Here is a 14,325-nt window from a genome sequence, read left to right on the forward strand (position 1 = left end):
ACGCCTCAGGGCTCGAATCCGTTTGTTCAGGTGAGGTCCGCCGCAGGACCGATCCACCGCCGTGCGCCCTGGAGGGTGAATCCGATTGTTCAGCATCACCGTTCGCGACCATCTGATGGTCGCGCACAGCTTCCACGGCGAGGTCTTCGGCCCGGCGCAACGGCTGCACGGGGCGACGTTCGTGGTGGACGCGACCTTCCGCCGTGCCGAGCTCGACACCGACAACATCGTGGTCGACATCGGGCTGGCCACCCGGGAGCTCGGTGCCGTGCTGGGCGATCTCACCTACCGCAACCTGGACGACGAGCCGGCGTTCGCCGGGATCAACACCACCACCGAGTTCCTGGCCAAGACCATCGCCGACCGGCTCGCCGGCCGGGTGGGCGCGGGCGCGCTGGGCGAGCAGGCCCGCGGGCTGGCCGGGATCACCGTCACCCTCCACGAGTCGCACGTCGCCTGGGCGAGCTACGAGCGCCCGCTGTGACCACCGCCGAGCGCGCCGTCCACGTCGTCCTGCCGGGCGACGTGGACGACGCGGCGGTGCCGAGCGGCGGCAACACCTACGACCGCCGCGCCTGCCAGGGCCTGGCCGAGGCCGGCTGGGCGGTGCGCGAGACCGCCGTCCACGGCGCCTGGCCGCGACCCGGGCAGAACGCCCGCGCGCGGGTCGGCCGCACGCTCGCCGGCCTCGCCGACGGCGAGATCGTCCTGCTGGACGGGCTGGTCGCCTGCGGGATCCCCGAGGTCGTCGTCCCGCACGCGCGCCGGCTGCGCCTCGCGGTCCTGGTCCACCTGCCCCTGGCCGACGAGACGGGCCTCGACCCCGCGACGGCGGCCGAGCTCGACGCCGCCGAGCGGGCGACCCTGCGCGCGGCCGGCGCGGTCCTTTCGACCAGCCCGTGGGCCGGGCGCCGGCTGGCCGCCCACCACGGCCTGGACCCCGGCCGGGTGCACGTCGTCCCGCCCGGCACCGACCCCGCCCCGCTCACCCCCGGCACCGACGGCGCGTCCGAACTGCTCTGCGTCGCGTCGGTGACGCCGCGCAAGGGCCAGGACCTGCTGGTCCACGCTCTCAAGGAAGTGATCGACCTGCCGTGGAACTGCGTGCTCGCGGGCCCGCTGCGCCGTGAGGCCGCCTACGCCGAGCGGCTCCGCACCCTGATCGGGGACCTCGGGCTGGACGGCCGGGTGGAGCTCGCCGGGCCGCGCACCGCCGGGCGGCTCGCGGAGAGCTACGCCGCCGCCGACCTGGTGGTGCTGGCCTCCCGCGCCGAGACCTACGGGATGGTGGTGACCGAGGCGCTCGCGCGCGGGATCCCCGTGCTGGCGACCGCCGTGGACGCGGTGCCGGAGACCCTCGGGCACGCGCCCGGCGGCGCCGTGCCCGGACTGCTGGTCCCCCCTGACGACCCGGCGGCGTTCGCCGGCGCGCTGCGCCGCTGGCTCGGCGACCCCGGCCTGCGCGACCGGCTCAGGACCGCCGCCCGTGAACGGCGCGAGGCGCTGGACGGATGGGACGTGACCTCGCGCGGCCTGGGCGCCGTGCTGGACCTGCTCAGGTCACGGGTGCGTGCGGCATGAGCGAACCGGAGTTCTCCCCCGAATGGCTGGCGGTGCGCGAGCACGCCGACGCCGCCTCCCGCGCGGCACGGCTGCTCCTCCTCCTGCGCCCCCACCTGGTACGCAGCCCGGACGCGGCCGACCCGGGACCCGGGCGCGCCCACCCCGCGGCCCCGCCGCTGGTCATCCGCGACCTCGGCTGCGGCACCGGCGCCATGGGACGCTGGCTCGCCGGGCGGCTGCCCGGCCCGCAGAAGTGGATCCTGCACGACCGCGACCCCGAGCTGCTCGCCCGCGCGGTCACCGGCTTCGACGGCCCCGCCGAGGACGGCGGCACGGTGACGGTGGTCGCCGAGCGGCGGGACGTCACCCTGCTGAGCGCCGCCGAGCTGGCCGGCACCTCGCTGGTGACCGCCTCCGCCCTGCTCGACCTGCTCACCGCCGAGGAGGTGGACCGCCTCGCCGGGGCCTGCGCCGGGTCCGGCACCCCCGCGCTGCTGACCCTGTCGGTCGCCGGCCGGGTCACGCTCGACCCCGCCGACCCGCTCGACGGCGACATCGCCGCCGCCTTCGACGCCCACCAGCGCCGCAGCACCGGCGGGCGCCGCCTGCTCGGGCCGGACGCCACCGCCGCCGCCACCGCGTCCTTCGAGGGCCGTGGCGCGGTGGTGCACACGCTGCCCAGCCCGTGGCGGCTCGGCGCCGCCGACGCCGCCCTGACCGCCGAATGGCTGCGCGGCTGGGTCGGCGCCGCCTGCGAGCAGCGGCCGGAGCTGGCCCCGGCGGCCGAGGCCTACCTGCGGCGCAGGCTGGAGGCGTGCGAGGCCGGCGAGCTGCGGGTCGTGGTCCAGCACGACGACCTGCTGGCGCTCCCGGCGGGAGGTGCGGGCCGATGACCCGGCGGATGTGGCCCTGGCTGCGCATGTTCCTCGCGGTGGCCATCCTGGGCGTGCTGGTGTGGCGCCTCGGCACCGGCGCGTTCGTCGACGGGCTGCGGCTGGTCGACGGCCCGGCGGTGGCCGCCGCGCTCGGCATCGGCCTGCTCACCACCGTGCTCAGCGTCTGGCGGTGGAGCCTGGTGGCCAACCGGCTCGGCCTGCCGCTGCCATTGCCTGCGGCCGTCGCCGACTACTATCGCGCCCTGTTCCTCAACGCCGTCCTTCCGGCCGGCGTGCTCGGCGACGCGCACCGCGCCGTCCGGCACGGCCGGCAGGTCGGGGACGTCGGCCGAGGCGTCCGCGCCGTCGTGCTCGAACGGGCCGGCGGCCAGATCGTCCTGATCGCCGCGGGGATGACGGTCCTGCTCGCCGAACCGGCGCTGGCCGCCGCGGTGGCCCGCGACATCCTGCCGGGCCTCGGTGTCACGGCCGCCGTGCTGGGCGGGCTCGCCGCCGCCGGCGTGCTCCTGGTCCGGGGCCGCTGGGGCTCCGCCGTCGCCAGGCTGCGCCGCGCGGCCGCGACGTCCCTGGCGGACGCGCGCCTCGGCCTGTTCGCCCGGGACGCCTGGCCGGGGGTGCTGGCGCTGTCCGCCGCCACCCTGCTCGGGCACCTCTCGCTGTTCCTGGTAGCCGCGCGCACCGCCGGGTCTTCCGCGCCGGCCGGGCAGCTCCTCCCGCTGATGCTGCTGGCGCTGCTGGTGATGGGGCTGCCGGTGAACGTCGGCGGGTGGGGGCCGCGCGAGGCGTTCTCCGCGGTGGCGTTCGGCGCCCTGGGGCTGGGCGCCAGGCAGGGGCTCACCGCCGCCGTCGTGTACGGGGTGCTCACGTTCGTCTCCAGCCTGCCCGGCGCGCTGGTGCTGCTCTCCCGCCTGGGCTCCCGGTCCACCCGGCCCGCGACCGGCGCGGCACCCGTACGGGCGCCGGAGACCGCTCCCGTACGGACGCCGGAGACCGTTCCCGGGCGGCGGACGGAGGACGGACGGACGCTCTGGCCGGGCGCCGAGGCGGAACCGGTCTTCACCCTGGACGTGGAACCGGCCTTCGCCCTGGGCGCCGCGCCCGGGAGGAGTCTCGGGACGCGCGGTGAGGGGCGAAGACCGTTCGGGTCAGCGGAGGACGGCGAGATGGTCGCCGAACGACGCGACCAGGCTGTCGAGCACGCCCTTCCCCTTTCCCGCCGAGGCCAGTGACGGACTGCCGATGACGCCCGACTCGGTGTACGCCGCCATGCCCAGCGTGAGCAGGTGCCTGCGGTCCTCGGCCGGCGAGTCGCTCGACTCGTACCCGGGCCTGACCAGCCGGGGATGGGCGTGCAGCAGGATGGAGGTCTCCAGTTCGCCCGCGTGCATGTCGCTCCACGCCGAGGTTTCCAGGCCGCCCGCCGCCCGCGCCGCGTCCCAGTCCGCAGGGCCGGGGAACAGCGCCATGCGCCGGCCGTCGGCGGAGGCCTCCTGGACGACGTTGCCGAGGACGTAGTTCCCGCCATGACCGTTCACGATGACGAGCCTGGTGATCCCGGACCTGCGCAACGAGTCCGCGATGTCCCGCACGACGGCGTACAGCGTCGCGGCGGAGATGCTCACCGTCCCCGGCCACGCCGTGTGCTCGTGCTCGTGCGAGCACGAGATCGTGACCGGCGGCAGGTGCAGCACGGGGTGGGCGGCGGCGATCGCCGCGGAGATCGTGGCGGCGATGACCGTGTCGGTGGCCAGCGGCAGGAAAGGCCCGTGCTGCTCGAAGCTTCCGACGGGCAGCAGCGCCACCTCGGCGTGCCGGTCCCGTTCGTCGCTTGTCGTCCACATTGGCAGGAGATAGGCGAAGTCGTTCATAGACTGCTAGCCTCTGCCGCCGTTCGCGAACGCGCAACTCACGGTACCGCCGGGAGGGAAGTGGCGCGGGCGTCCGGGGGGCCGGCAGCGACAGATGAGGAGGGGCAGATGGGTGATCACGGCATCGAGGACGAGGACATCGCCGAGGCGGATCTGGTGACCCGCCGAGGCACCTTCCGCACGGTGGCGTTCCGGGACCCGGTCGACAGGAACGAGCACTTAGCCCTCGTCTTCGGCGAGACGGCGCGCGAGGAGGCCCTGGTCCGGGTGCACTCGGAATGCGTCACGGGCGACATCTTCGCCGCGATGCGGTGCGAGTGCGGCGACCAGCTCGACGCCGCGCTCGACGCGATCGTCCACGAGGGCAGCGGCGTCCTGGTCTACCTGCGCGGGCACGAGGGCCGGGGCATCGGCCTGGTCGCCAAGGTGCGCACCCACATGCTGCAGGACGACCACGGGCTGGACACCGTCGACTCGGCCACCGTACTCGGCCTGCCGGTGGACACCCGGGACTTCGGCGCGGCGGCCCGGGTGCTGAAGTACCTGGGCGTCCGGTCGGTCCGCCTGATGTCCAACAACTCCGACAAGATCCGCGCCCTCGAGGGGCACGGGATCCGGGTGGCGGCCCGCGTCCCCCTGCTGGTGAAGGCGAACGAGCACAACATCCGCTACCTCACCGCCAAGCGCGACCGCCTCGGCCACGACCTCCCCCACCTCGGCACCCCCGTCCCCGGTCACCAGGGCACCGCCGCCGCGGGCCACCCGGGCACCCCCGTCGCCGGTCACCAGGGCACCGCCGGTGGCTGACCCGTCCGGCCACCTCCCGCTGCTGCCCGTGGCCGAAGAGGCGGTGGCGATCGCGCATCGCATCATCCGGTCCCGGGGGCCGGGCTCGGTCACCGCCAAGGGCGAGCGCGACATGGTGACCGACGTCGACCTCGCCGTGGAGGACGCGGTGCGCGGGTTCCTGTCCCGCGAGACCCCCGGGATCGGGATCCTCGGCGAGGAGCACGGGCACACCGGCCCGGCCGGGGACGCGCTGTGGTGGGCCCTGGACCCGGTGGACGGCACGGCCAACTTCGCCCGGGGCATCCCGCTGTGCGGGGTGTCGCTCGCCCTGGTCCAGGGGCGGCGCAGCGTGCTGGCCGCCATCGACCTGCCGTTCCTCGGCGCCCGGTACACCGCGGCGGCCGGGCACGGCGCGTACGCGGGCCGGGAGCGCATCCGCGCCTCGGCGGCCGGCGCGCTGTCCGAGGCGGTGATCTCGATCGGGGACTTCGCCGTCGGCGACGGCGCGGAGGCCAGGAACCGGGTCCGCGTCACCCTGCTGGCCCTGCTGGGCGCGCGGGCGCAGCGCATCCGGATGATCGGGACCGCGGCCATCGACCTGGCGTGGGTGGCGCAGGGCAGGCTCGACGCGTCGGTCATCCTGGCGAACATGCCGTGGGACACGATGGCGGGCGTCCTGCTGGTCCGCGAGGCGGGCGGGGTCGTGCTCGACCAGGACGGCACCGACCACACCGCCGACTCCACCGCCACCATCGCGGTCTGTGCGGGCCTGCGCGACCACCTCATGCCCCTCCTCACCCAGGCCCGCGCCCAGCACCCGGACTGACCTCCGGGGGGGCGGGTCAGGTGCGCAGGGCCAGGGCCAGGCGGGCGGTCAGGCCGGTGTTCCTGGGGTGGCCCGCGCGGTGGACGGCCAGTTCGAGTGCCTCGCGGTCGCCGACCAGGACCACCCACGCCTTCGCCCGCGTGACCAGCGTGTACAGCAGGCTGCGGCGCAGCATCACTCCGCCGGCCTCGGCCACGACGGGCGCGACCACGAAGGGGTACTCGCTGCCCTGGGAGCGGTGGACGCTGATCGCGTACGCGTGGGTCAGCTCGTCGGTCTCGCCGAAGGCGTACTCCACCGTGCGGCCCTCGTCGGTGCGGATCTCCAGCCGCCGCTCCAGCGGGTCCACGGCGGTGACCGTCGCGCTCTCGCCGTTGAAGACGCCCTTGTCGTAGTTGTTGCGGATCGGCATGACCCGGTCGCCCACCCGGAAGACCGACGCCCCCGACCAGTGCTCGGCGTCGCCCTCGCGGGCCGGATTCAGCCGCTCCTGCAACCGGCGGCCCAGCTCGGCGGTGCCCGTCTCGCCCTTGCGCATCGGGCACAGCACCTGGACCTGGTCGGCGCCGATGTTCTGCTTGCGGGGGATCGCCTCGGTCGCCAGGTGGATCACCCGGTCGGCGACCAGCGCCGGGTCGTCCAGCTCCTCGAACCAGAAGCCGCCCCCGCCGGGCAGCTCCGGCGGCTCCCCGGCCCGGATGCGGTGGGCGGCCCGGACGATGCCGCTGTCCTGCGCCTGCCGGAAGACGTGGGTCAGCCGGACGCGCGGGACCTCCGGCACGCCCAGCAGGTCGGCCAGCACGCTGCCCGGCCCGATGCTGGGCAGCTGGTCGCCGTCGCCGACCAGCAGGAGGTGGCCCCCCGACGGGATCGCGGCGGCCAGCCGGGTCGCCATCTGCAAATCGAGCATCGACGCCTCATCCACCACGACGAGGTCGGCCCGCGCGGGGGACTCCTGGAACAGGGTGCCGTCGTCGGGGTCAGTGCGGTGGGCGAGCATGCGGTGCAGCGTCATCGCGGGCAGGCCGGTGAGCTCCGACAGGCGCTTGGCGGCCTTGCCCGTGGGGGCGGTGAGCGTCACCGAGCCGCCCATCGCCCGCACCGTCGCGGCGATCACCTTCACGGTGTGGCTCTTGCCGCACCCGGGGCCGCCGGTCAGGACGGACACGGTGCTGGTCAGCGCGAGGTTCACCGCCGCGCGCTGGTCGGGGTGCAGTGTTTGGTCCTCGGCGTAGGGGCGGTGCGGCAGCGTCGAGCGGGCCCCGCACAGCCTGGCGAGGTTCGCCGCCAGCGCGACCTCGCGGCCGTGCCGCTCCTTGGAGTACACCACCGACTGCCCCTGGCCGGCCGGGGATGCCTCCACGACCACCCGGCGTTCGGCGGCCAGCCCGTCGACGGCCCGCTCGACCGGCTCCCGGTCCTGCTCGACCAGGGCCGCCGCCTGGGCCAGCAGCACCGGCAGCGGCACGAAGCAGTGGCCGTCGCGGGCCGCCGCGGCCTCCAGCCGGTCCAGGACCGCCGCCCTGATCCGCCGGGGACTGTTCTCCGGCACCCCCGACCGCAGCGCGATGCGGTCGGCCGTGTGGAAGGCGATGCTCCTGACCTGGCCGATCAGCTGGTACGGGTCGCCGGTGAGCACCTCGCGCGCCGCCGCGCCGTACACCTGGTAGATCTTGGTCGCGAGCAGGGGGCTGATGCCGAAGCCCTGGAGGACGACCATCAGGGCGGCGATCTCCTTCTGCTCCGCCCAGGCCTGGACGATCTGCTCCTGGCGCACGGCGCCGATGTTGACCACGTCGCGCAGGCGGCCTGGCTCGGTGTCGATGACCGTGAGCGTGCTCGCGCCGAAGTGGCTGACGATGGCGTGGGCGAGCCTCGGGCCGATGCCGCGGATCAGGCCCGAGCCCAGGTAGAGCGAGATGGCGCGCACGGTCGAGGGGACGACCCGCTCGCACCGCCCGACCACCAGGCGGTGGCCGTGGCGCGGATGGTCGTCCCACTCGCCCGTCAGCCGCAGCGTCTCGCCGGGCTGCACCCCGGCGAGCGCCCGGCCCGAGGCGACGAAGCCCGGCAGGCCGTCGGCGCTCATCCGCGCGACGGTGTACTCGTCATCGCGGACGTACACCAACCGGTCGACGGAGACCTCCATCTCCGCCGCGTACGGCTTCGCGAGCACGGTCACCGCGGGCTCCCATCGTGTGCGGCTCGTCACCGCAGGACACTAGCGCCCGGCTGCGACAATCCCGCGCCTAGACGCCCAGTTCCGCGGCGAGCCACGGGCGCAGGACCGGCAGGACCTGGGCGGCCTGCATCGCCTGCGTGTGGTCGAGCCCCGGAATCGTACGCACGTCCCAGCCGAGGTCCGCGAGCTCCGCGCCGTGGGCGGCGAACGCGTCCGCCATGCTGACGACCACGCCGCCCCAGCGCTCGCTGTACTCGATGCGGTCCGCCGATCCTGCGAAGCAGAGGCGCGGGCAGCCGATCCGCGCCTGGGCGGCCCGGTCGTCGAACCCCTGCAGGGCCTGGTACAGCGTGACGAACTGCCGGGTCTGGGCGCCGGTCATGGACGGCTCCACCGCGTCCCAGTCGCCGGGCGCCGCCGGTGCCGCCGCCGGGACGGTCCGCGGCGCGACGGACAGCTCGTGGGTCGCCGCGGTCACCTGGAGCATCTCCGCGTACGGCCCGCCGACCGGCGGGAAGCCGCCCATGACGAGCGCCGAGAGGCGGTCGGTGCGGATCGCGAGCTGGAGCCCGCTGAGGGCGAGCCAGGAGTACCCGTAGTACGCGAACCGGGCGGCTCCCGCGGCGTCGGCCACGGCCAGCAGGTCGGCGGCGATGGCGTCGGGGGTCAGGGTGCCGGGTTTGGGGGTGCCCAGCACGTGGCCCTCGTAGTCGAAGGCGACCACCTGGAACGCGTCCGCGAGCCCGTCGATCAGGGAGCGGCCGAGGGCGGGGTCGGTGCCCCACGCCCGCATCTCCTCCGCCCTCGGCCCGGTGACCGGCGTGGGGTCGACCGGGATGAGGACGGCGGGCCCGGTGCCGTGCACCTCCACCGCGATGGTGCTTCCGTCATGCAGTCTCGCCTCGGGCATCTCATCTCCACCTTCCGCACGGCAGGACCGGCCGGTGATCGCCGGTCCTAACTCTTTAGGCCGTAAACTAACGGCCCCGGAGAAGGATAGCTTATGTTGTAAGGAGTTGGGTATCGGGGGGATTTATCCAGGTCCGGGGCCCGGATCCCGCCGTACGAGGGAGGCGGGCCGAAGAATCCGAGGCGGTGACCGGTGTGGCATTGATCCGGGCGAGCCGGGGCCGTGCCCGGCGCCCCTCGCCAGGGCGCTGCGTCCTTCCAGGCTGTCCCTCCGCGCGTCGCCGGAGCGCCCGCGCCCCGGCCGGTGCTCGCGGTGCGGAAGTGGCCGGGTGTCACCTGCTCGCGTTAATTCTGATGACAATTCAGACTTTCGGCAGTCAAGTCCTTGAAAAGTGGACAAGATCCATTCACGATTCTCCACGTGGGCTGTAAAGATCAAGTGCGGCCCACGTCCCTCTTCCCGGCGGGACACTCCCGTCCGGCGCGAAGGAGATCGTGTGTCCAACACCCCCCGACGCTGGCGAGCGGCCCTGATCGGGACCCTCGCGGCTCTCGCGCTCGTATTGCCCCAAGGCGTGGCCCAGGCCGCGCCCGAGCCCGAAAAGATCGACAAGACGGTCCTGGCGAAGCTGGCCGCCGACGACAAGGCCACCTTCTGGGTCCGGCTGAAGAGCGGCGCCGACCTCAGCGCCGCGCGCAGGGCGACCACCAAGACCGAGAAGGCCAAGCAGGTCTACCGGGCCAAGACCGAGGTCGCCACCTCCTCGCAGGCGGGCCTCCGCGCGCTGCTCAACGCCCAGAAGGCCGACTTCACCCCGTTCTGGATCGCCAACGCCATCCAGGTCACCGGCGACGCCAAGCTCGCGGACGAGATCGCCAAGCGGCCCGAGGTGGAACGCATCGACCCCGTCCGCGTCACCAAGCTGCCCGACCCGCTGCCCGGCAAGGCGGCGGCCAAGGTCGACGCGGTCGAGTGGAACATCGACCGCGTCAACGCCCCGAAGGTCTGGGACGAGCTCGGCGTGCGCGGCGAGGGGATCGTCGTCGCCAGCATCGACAGCGGCGTGCAGTTCGACCACCCCGCGCTGGCCGCCGCCTACCGGGGCAAGCACGCCGACGGGAGCGTCGACCACGACTACAACTGGTTCGACCCGGCCGGGGTGTGCCCGAGCGCGGCGCCGTGCGACAACAACGACCACGGCACCCACACCATGGGCACGATGATCGGCGACGGGGGCATCGGCGTGGCGCCCGGCGCCAAGTGGATCGCCGCCAAGGGCTGCGAGACCAGCAGCTGCACCGACGCATCACTGCTCGCCGCCGGCCAGTGGATCCTCGCGCCCACCGACCTGAACGGCCAGAACCCGCGCCCCGACCTGGCGCCGGACATCGTCAACAACTCCTGGGGCGGTGCCGGCCTCGACCTGTGGTACAAGGAGATCGTCGAGGCCTGGGTGGCGGCGGGCATCTTCCCCGCCTTCGCCAACGGCAACCTCACCGGCGCCGGCTGCAACTCCAGCGGCTCGCCCGGCCAGTACGTCTCCAGCTACAGCGCCGGTGCCTTCGACGAGAACAACGCGATCGCGAGCTTCTCCACCCGTGGCTCCGGTGAGAACGGCGAGATCAAGCCCAACCTCGCCGCGCCCGGCGTGGACGTGCGCTCGTCCATCCCCGGCGGGTACGACAGCTTCTCGGGCACCTCGATGGCCAGCCCGCACCTGGCGGCCACCGTCGCGCTGATGTGGTCGGCCTCGCCCGCGCTGCAGGGCGACATCGCCGCCACCAGAGCGCTGCTCGACCGGACCTCGATCGACGTGGACGACACGCGCTGCGGCGGCACCGCCGCCGACAACAACATCTGGGGCGAGGGCAAGCTCGACTCGTTCGCCGCCGTCCAGGCCACCCCCACCGGCGACCTCGGCGGCCTCCAGGGCACCGTCACCACCGGCGGGACCCCGGTCGGCGCGGCGACGCTCACCGTCATCGGCCCGCTGACCCGCACCGTCAGCACCGCGGGCGACGGCACCTACGCGCTGCCCCGCCTGCTGGCGGGCGACTACCAGGTCACCGTCAAGAAGTTCGGCTACGACGACGCCACCGCGGCCGTCACCGTCCTCGCCGACCAGACGGTCACCGAGGACGTGTCCCTGACCGCGCAGCCCTCGGGCACGGTGTCGGGGACGGTCACCGCCGCAGGCGCACCCGAGGCGGGCGCCACCGTGGCCGCGACCGGCACCCCGGTCACGGCGGTCACCGACGCGGCCGGCCACTACTCGCTCACGCTGCCGCAGGACGACTACGACCTGAGGGCCACCCCGCTGTCCCGCTGCGCGGACGCCCTCACCGTGGCGGTCTCGGTGACCGGCGACGTGACCAAGGACATCGTCCTGCCCCGCAGGACCGACTCCTTCGGCTACACCTGCGCCGGCGCCGCCGAGGCGTACGTCGCGGGCACCGAGAAGCAGGCCCTCACCGGCGACGACGTGGCCCAGCCGATCACGCTGCCGTTCAGCTTCCCGTTCTACGGCGCCGGGCAGACCGCCGGATGGGTCGGCAGCAACGGCCTGCTCAGCTTCGTCGCGAGCAACACCACGGCGAGCAACGGATCCCTGCCCTCGACCACCACGCCCAACGGGGCCCTGTACCCGTACTGGGACGACCTGGTCCTGGACGACCAGGCCGGCCTGTACACCGCCACCATCGGGACCGCGCCGAGGCGCACCTTCGTCATCGAATGGCGGAACGCCCGGTTCTACTCCGACGCGGCCCAGCGCATCTCGTTCTCCGCCCTGCTCGGCGAGGACGGCTCGATCGGGTACCGCTACAAGGGCATCGACAACGAGCACTCGGCCGGCGACAGCGCCACCGTGGGCATCGAGAACGCCGGAGGCACCGACGCGCTGCTGTACTCCTACAACAGCCCCGCGCTCAACCCCGGCCAGAGCCTGACCTTCACCGCCAGCCGCCACGGGCTGCTGACGGGCACCGTCACCGACGCCAACGACGGCAGGCCGGTGCCGGGCGCGACGGTGAAGGTGGGCGACGTGGCCACCTTCACCACCGGGGCCGACGGCACGTTCATCGGGCAGATCCTGGTGGGCGACTACCAGGTGGAGGTGTCCAAGGAGAACTACGGGACCTTCACCCAGGAGGTCACCGTCACCCCCGGCGCCCTGACCCGGGTCGACACCGCGCTCACCACCGGGCAGGTCGCGGCCTCGGCCGCCGAGCTGACCCTGGTGATGCCGGCCGGGGCCACCAGGACCGGCACGGTCGAGCTGTCCAACCTCGGCGTCGCCACGGCCTACACCGTCGTGACCGACCCCGCGGGAGGCTGGCTGAGCGTGACCCCCGCGAGCGGCAGCCTGGCCCCGGGCAAGTCGGTGACGCTCAAGGTCACCGCCTCCAGCACGGGCGTCACACCGGGCACCGTCCGCACCGGCAAACTGCTGGTGCGCTCGGCGAGCGGCCGGAACCCGCAGATCGAGATCGCGGTGACGGTCGTCGTGCCCAAGCACCAGGTGGCCGTCGACGTGGGCGCCACCAAGGACCTCCTCGACGCCGCGGGCGACCGCTGGTCCGCCGACCGGAAGTACACCACCGGCGGCTACGGCTACGTGGGGTCCAACACCAGCACCAGCACGGCCAGCAAGACGATCAAGGGGACCACCGAGCAGGAACTGTTCAAGCGCGCCCGGGAGAAGATGCTGGAGTACCGGTTCGACGGGGTGCCGAACGGCACGTACACCGTCGAACTGGGCTTCGCCGACACCCATGCCACCCGTGAGGGCCGCCGGGTCTTCGACGTCATCGTCGAGGGCCAGCTCGCGATCCCCGCGCTGGACCTGGCCCTGGAGGTCGGCACCTACACCGCCACCACCCGCCAGTACACGGTGCGGGTGACCGACGGCCAGCTCAACGTCCGGTTCGCCGAACGCGCGGGTGACACCATCGTCAACGCCATCCGCATCTCCGAGCGGCCCGACAAGGCCACCCCGTAACCCGATCGCCCGGCTCGCCCCTCCACGGGGGCGGGCCGGGCCTCGACCTCGGCCTCACAGGTGCCCTTTGTCACCCGTTCTTGTGGTCCTTGGCCGTGGAGTAGGAGTGGGCGCCGGCGCCCGCGAGCTTGCCCTCGTGGACGATGAGGTACTCCGGGCGCATCGGAGCACCGGCCAGCCAGGACTCCAGGATCTCGCGGGTGCCGGCCGCGTAGCGGCTCTGGGCCGACAGCGACGAGCCCGAGATGTGCGGGGTCATCCCGTGGTGCGGCATGGTCCGCCACGGGTGGTCGGCCGGAGCCGGCTGCGGGTACCAGACGTCGCCCGCGTACCCGGCGAGCTGCCCGCTCTCCAGGGCGCGCACCACCGCGTCGCGGTCACAGATCTTGGCGCGCGCGGTGTTGATCAGGTACGCGCCGCGCTTCATGGTGCCGATCAGCTCGTCGCCGAACATCCCCTTGGTCTCCGGGTGCAGCGGCGCGTTGATGGTGACGACGTCGCACGCCGGGAGCATGTCGGCGGTCGTCGGGTGGAAGGTGAGCCCGAGCTCCTCCTCGACCGCCTGCGGGAGCCGGTGCCGGTCGGTGTAGTGCAGGTGGGTGTCGAACGGCTTGAGCCTTCGCAGCACGGCCAGGCCGATGCGCCCGGCGGCGACCGTGCCGACGTGCATCCCCTCGACGTCGTAGGACCGCGAGACGCAGTCGGCGATGTTCCAGCCCCCGTCGAGCACCGTCTGGTACGACGGCAGGTAGTTGCGGACCTGGGACAGGATCATCATGACGACGTGCTCGGCGACGCTGATGCTGTTGCAGTAGGTGACCTCCGCGACCGTGACGTTGTGCTCGATCGCCGCGTCCAGGTCGACGTGGTCGGACCCGATGCCGGCCGTGATGGCCAGCTTCAGCTTGCTCGCCTTGGCGATGCGCTCGGCGGTGAGGTACGCGGGCCAGAACGGCTGGGAGATGACCACGTCCGCGTCCGGCAGCTCGCGGTCGAACTCCGAGTCGGCGCCGTCCTTGTCGGAGGTGACGACCAGGGTGTGCCCCTGGCTCTCCAGGAACCGGCGCAGCCCCAGCTCGCCGGAAACGCTGCCGAGAAGGTGCCCCGGGGCGAAATCGACGTCGTGCGGGGTGGGCAGTGACTGCCCGCTCGGGTATTGGTCGATCCGGGGGAGGTCGTCTCGTGCGTAGGACGTCGGATATCCGTTGATCGGGTCGTCGTACAGGACGCACAGAACTTTAGCCATTTCGCATGGCTCCTCTTCTGTTTCGGGTGTCTTTCACCCTCCTCT

11 protein-coding genes are annotated in these 14,325 nt (G+C 73.5%); 7 read left to right on the plus strand and 4 right to left on the minus strand.

Annotated elements, in window-relative coordinates; translation table 11 throughout:
- Positions 1–85: 85 nt before the first annotated feature.
- From NYZ98_RS30270 to NYZ98_RS30285, 4 genes are read left to right on the plus strand one after another with little or no spacing between them, the layout of a single operon-like run.
- On the plus strand, positions 86–484 hold the full coding sequence (locus NYZ98_RS30270; protein WP_262846987.1) for a 6-pyruvoyl trahydropterin synthase family protein: 399 nt from the start codon (positions 86–88) through the stop codon (positions 482–484).
- Positions 481–1,581, plus strand: coding sequence for a glycosyltransferase family 4 protein (locus NYZ98_RS30275; protein ID WP_262846988.1), 1,101 nt, complete (start codon positions 481–483; stop codon positions 1,579–1,581). Before NYZ98_RS30270 ends, NYZ98_RS30275 begins: the two co-directional genes overlap by 4 nt.
- Positions 1,578–2,456, plus strand: coding sequence for a class I SAM-dependent methyltransferase (locus NYZ98_RS30280; RefSeq protein WP_262846989.1), 879 nt, complete (start codon positions 1,578–1,580; stop codon positions 2,454–2,456). Before NYZ98_RS30275 ends, NYZ98_RS30280 begins: the two co-directional genes overlap by 4 nt.
- Positions 2,453–3,688 carry a lysylphosphatidylglycerol synthase transmembrane domain-containing protein gene (locus NYZ98_RS30285; RefSeq protein ID WP_262846990.1) on the plus strand — a complete coding sequence of 412 codons (1,236 nt, stop codon included), beginning with the start codon at positions 2,453–2,455 and terminating at the stop codon, positions 3,686–3,688. The genes NYZ98_RS30280 and NYZ98_RS30285 overlap by 4 nt, the downstream gene beginning before the upstream one ends.
- Here NYZ98_RS30285 and NYZ98_RS30290 read toward each other — a convergent pair.
- Positions 3,605–4,300, minus strand: a complete 696-nt coding sequence (locus NYZ98_RS30290) for a creatininase family protein (protein ID WP_316249617.1) — start codon at positions 4,298–4,300, stop codon at positions 3,605–3,607. The genes NYZ98_RS30285 and NYZ98_RS30290 overlap by 84 nt on opposite strands.
- 135 nt (positions 4,301–4,435) lie before the next feature.
- Between NYZ98_RS30290 and ribA the strand changes: the two genes are divergently transcribed.
- Together ribA and NYZ98_RS30300 are read left to right on the plus strand one after the other, a co-directional pair.
- Positions 4,436–5,134 carry a GTP cyclohydrolase II gene (ribA, locus tag NYZ98_RS30295; protein ID WP_262846992.1) on the plus strand — a complete coding sequence of 233 codons (699 nt, stop codon included), beginning with the start codon at positions 4,436–4,438 and terminating at the stop codon, positions 5,132–5,134.
- Complete coding sequence (locus NYZ98_RS30300) at positions 5,127–5,942, plus strand: inositol monophosphatase family protein (RefSeq protein WP_262846993.1); 816 nt, start codon at positions 5,127–5,129, stop codon at positions 5,940–5,942. Before ribA ends, NYZ98_RS30300 begins: the two co-directional genes overlap by 8 nt.
- Positions 5,943–5,958: 16 nt before the next feature.
- Here NYZ98_RS30300 and recD2 read toward each other — a convergent pair whose 3' ends face one another.
- Together recD2 and NYZ98_RS30310 are read right to left on the minus strand one after the other, a co-directional pair.
- Entirely contained in the window at positions 5,959–8,154 is a 2,196-nt protein-coding gene (gene recD2, locus NYZ98_RS30305; protein WP_262846994.1) for an SF1B family DNA helicase RecD2, read from the minus strand.
- A gap of 37 nt (positions 8,155–8,191) precedes the next feature.
- Positions 8,192–9,034 (minus strand): alpha/beta fold hydrolase, encoded by an 843-nt coding sequence (locus NYZ98_RS30310; protein ID WP_262846995.1) that lies wholly within the window; start codon positions 9,032–9,034, stop codon positions 8,192–8,194.
- A gap of 496 nt (positions 9,035–9,530) precedes the next feature.
- On the opposite strand from NYZ98_RS30310, the gene NYZ98_RS30315 reads away from it, so the two are divergent.
- On the plus strand, positions 9,531–13,034 hold the full coding sequence (locus NYZ98_RS30315; RefSeq protein ID WP_262846996.1) for a S8 family serine peptidase: 3,504 nt from the start codon (positions 9,531–9,533) through the stop codon (positions 13,032–13,034).
- Between the two features lie 70 nt (positions 13,035–13,104).
- Here NYZ98_RS30315 and NYZ98_RS30320 read toward each other — a convergent pair whose 3' ends face one another.
- On the minus strand, positions 13,105–14,280 hold the full coding sequence (locus NYZ98_RS30320; RefSeq protein WP_262846997.1) for an NAD-dependent formate dehydrogenase: 1,176 nt from the start codon (positions 14,278–14,280) through the stop codon (positions 13,105–13,107).
- Positions 14,281–14,325 lie beyond the last annotated feature (45 nt).

The sequence above is a fragment of the Sphaerisporangium corydalis genome (genome assembly GCF_025506355.1).
Lineage (GTDB): Bacteria > Actinomycetota > Actinomycetes > Streptosporangiales > Streptosporangiaceae > Sphaerisporangium > Sphaerisporangium corydalis.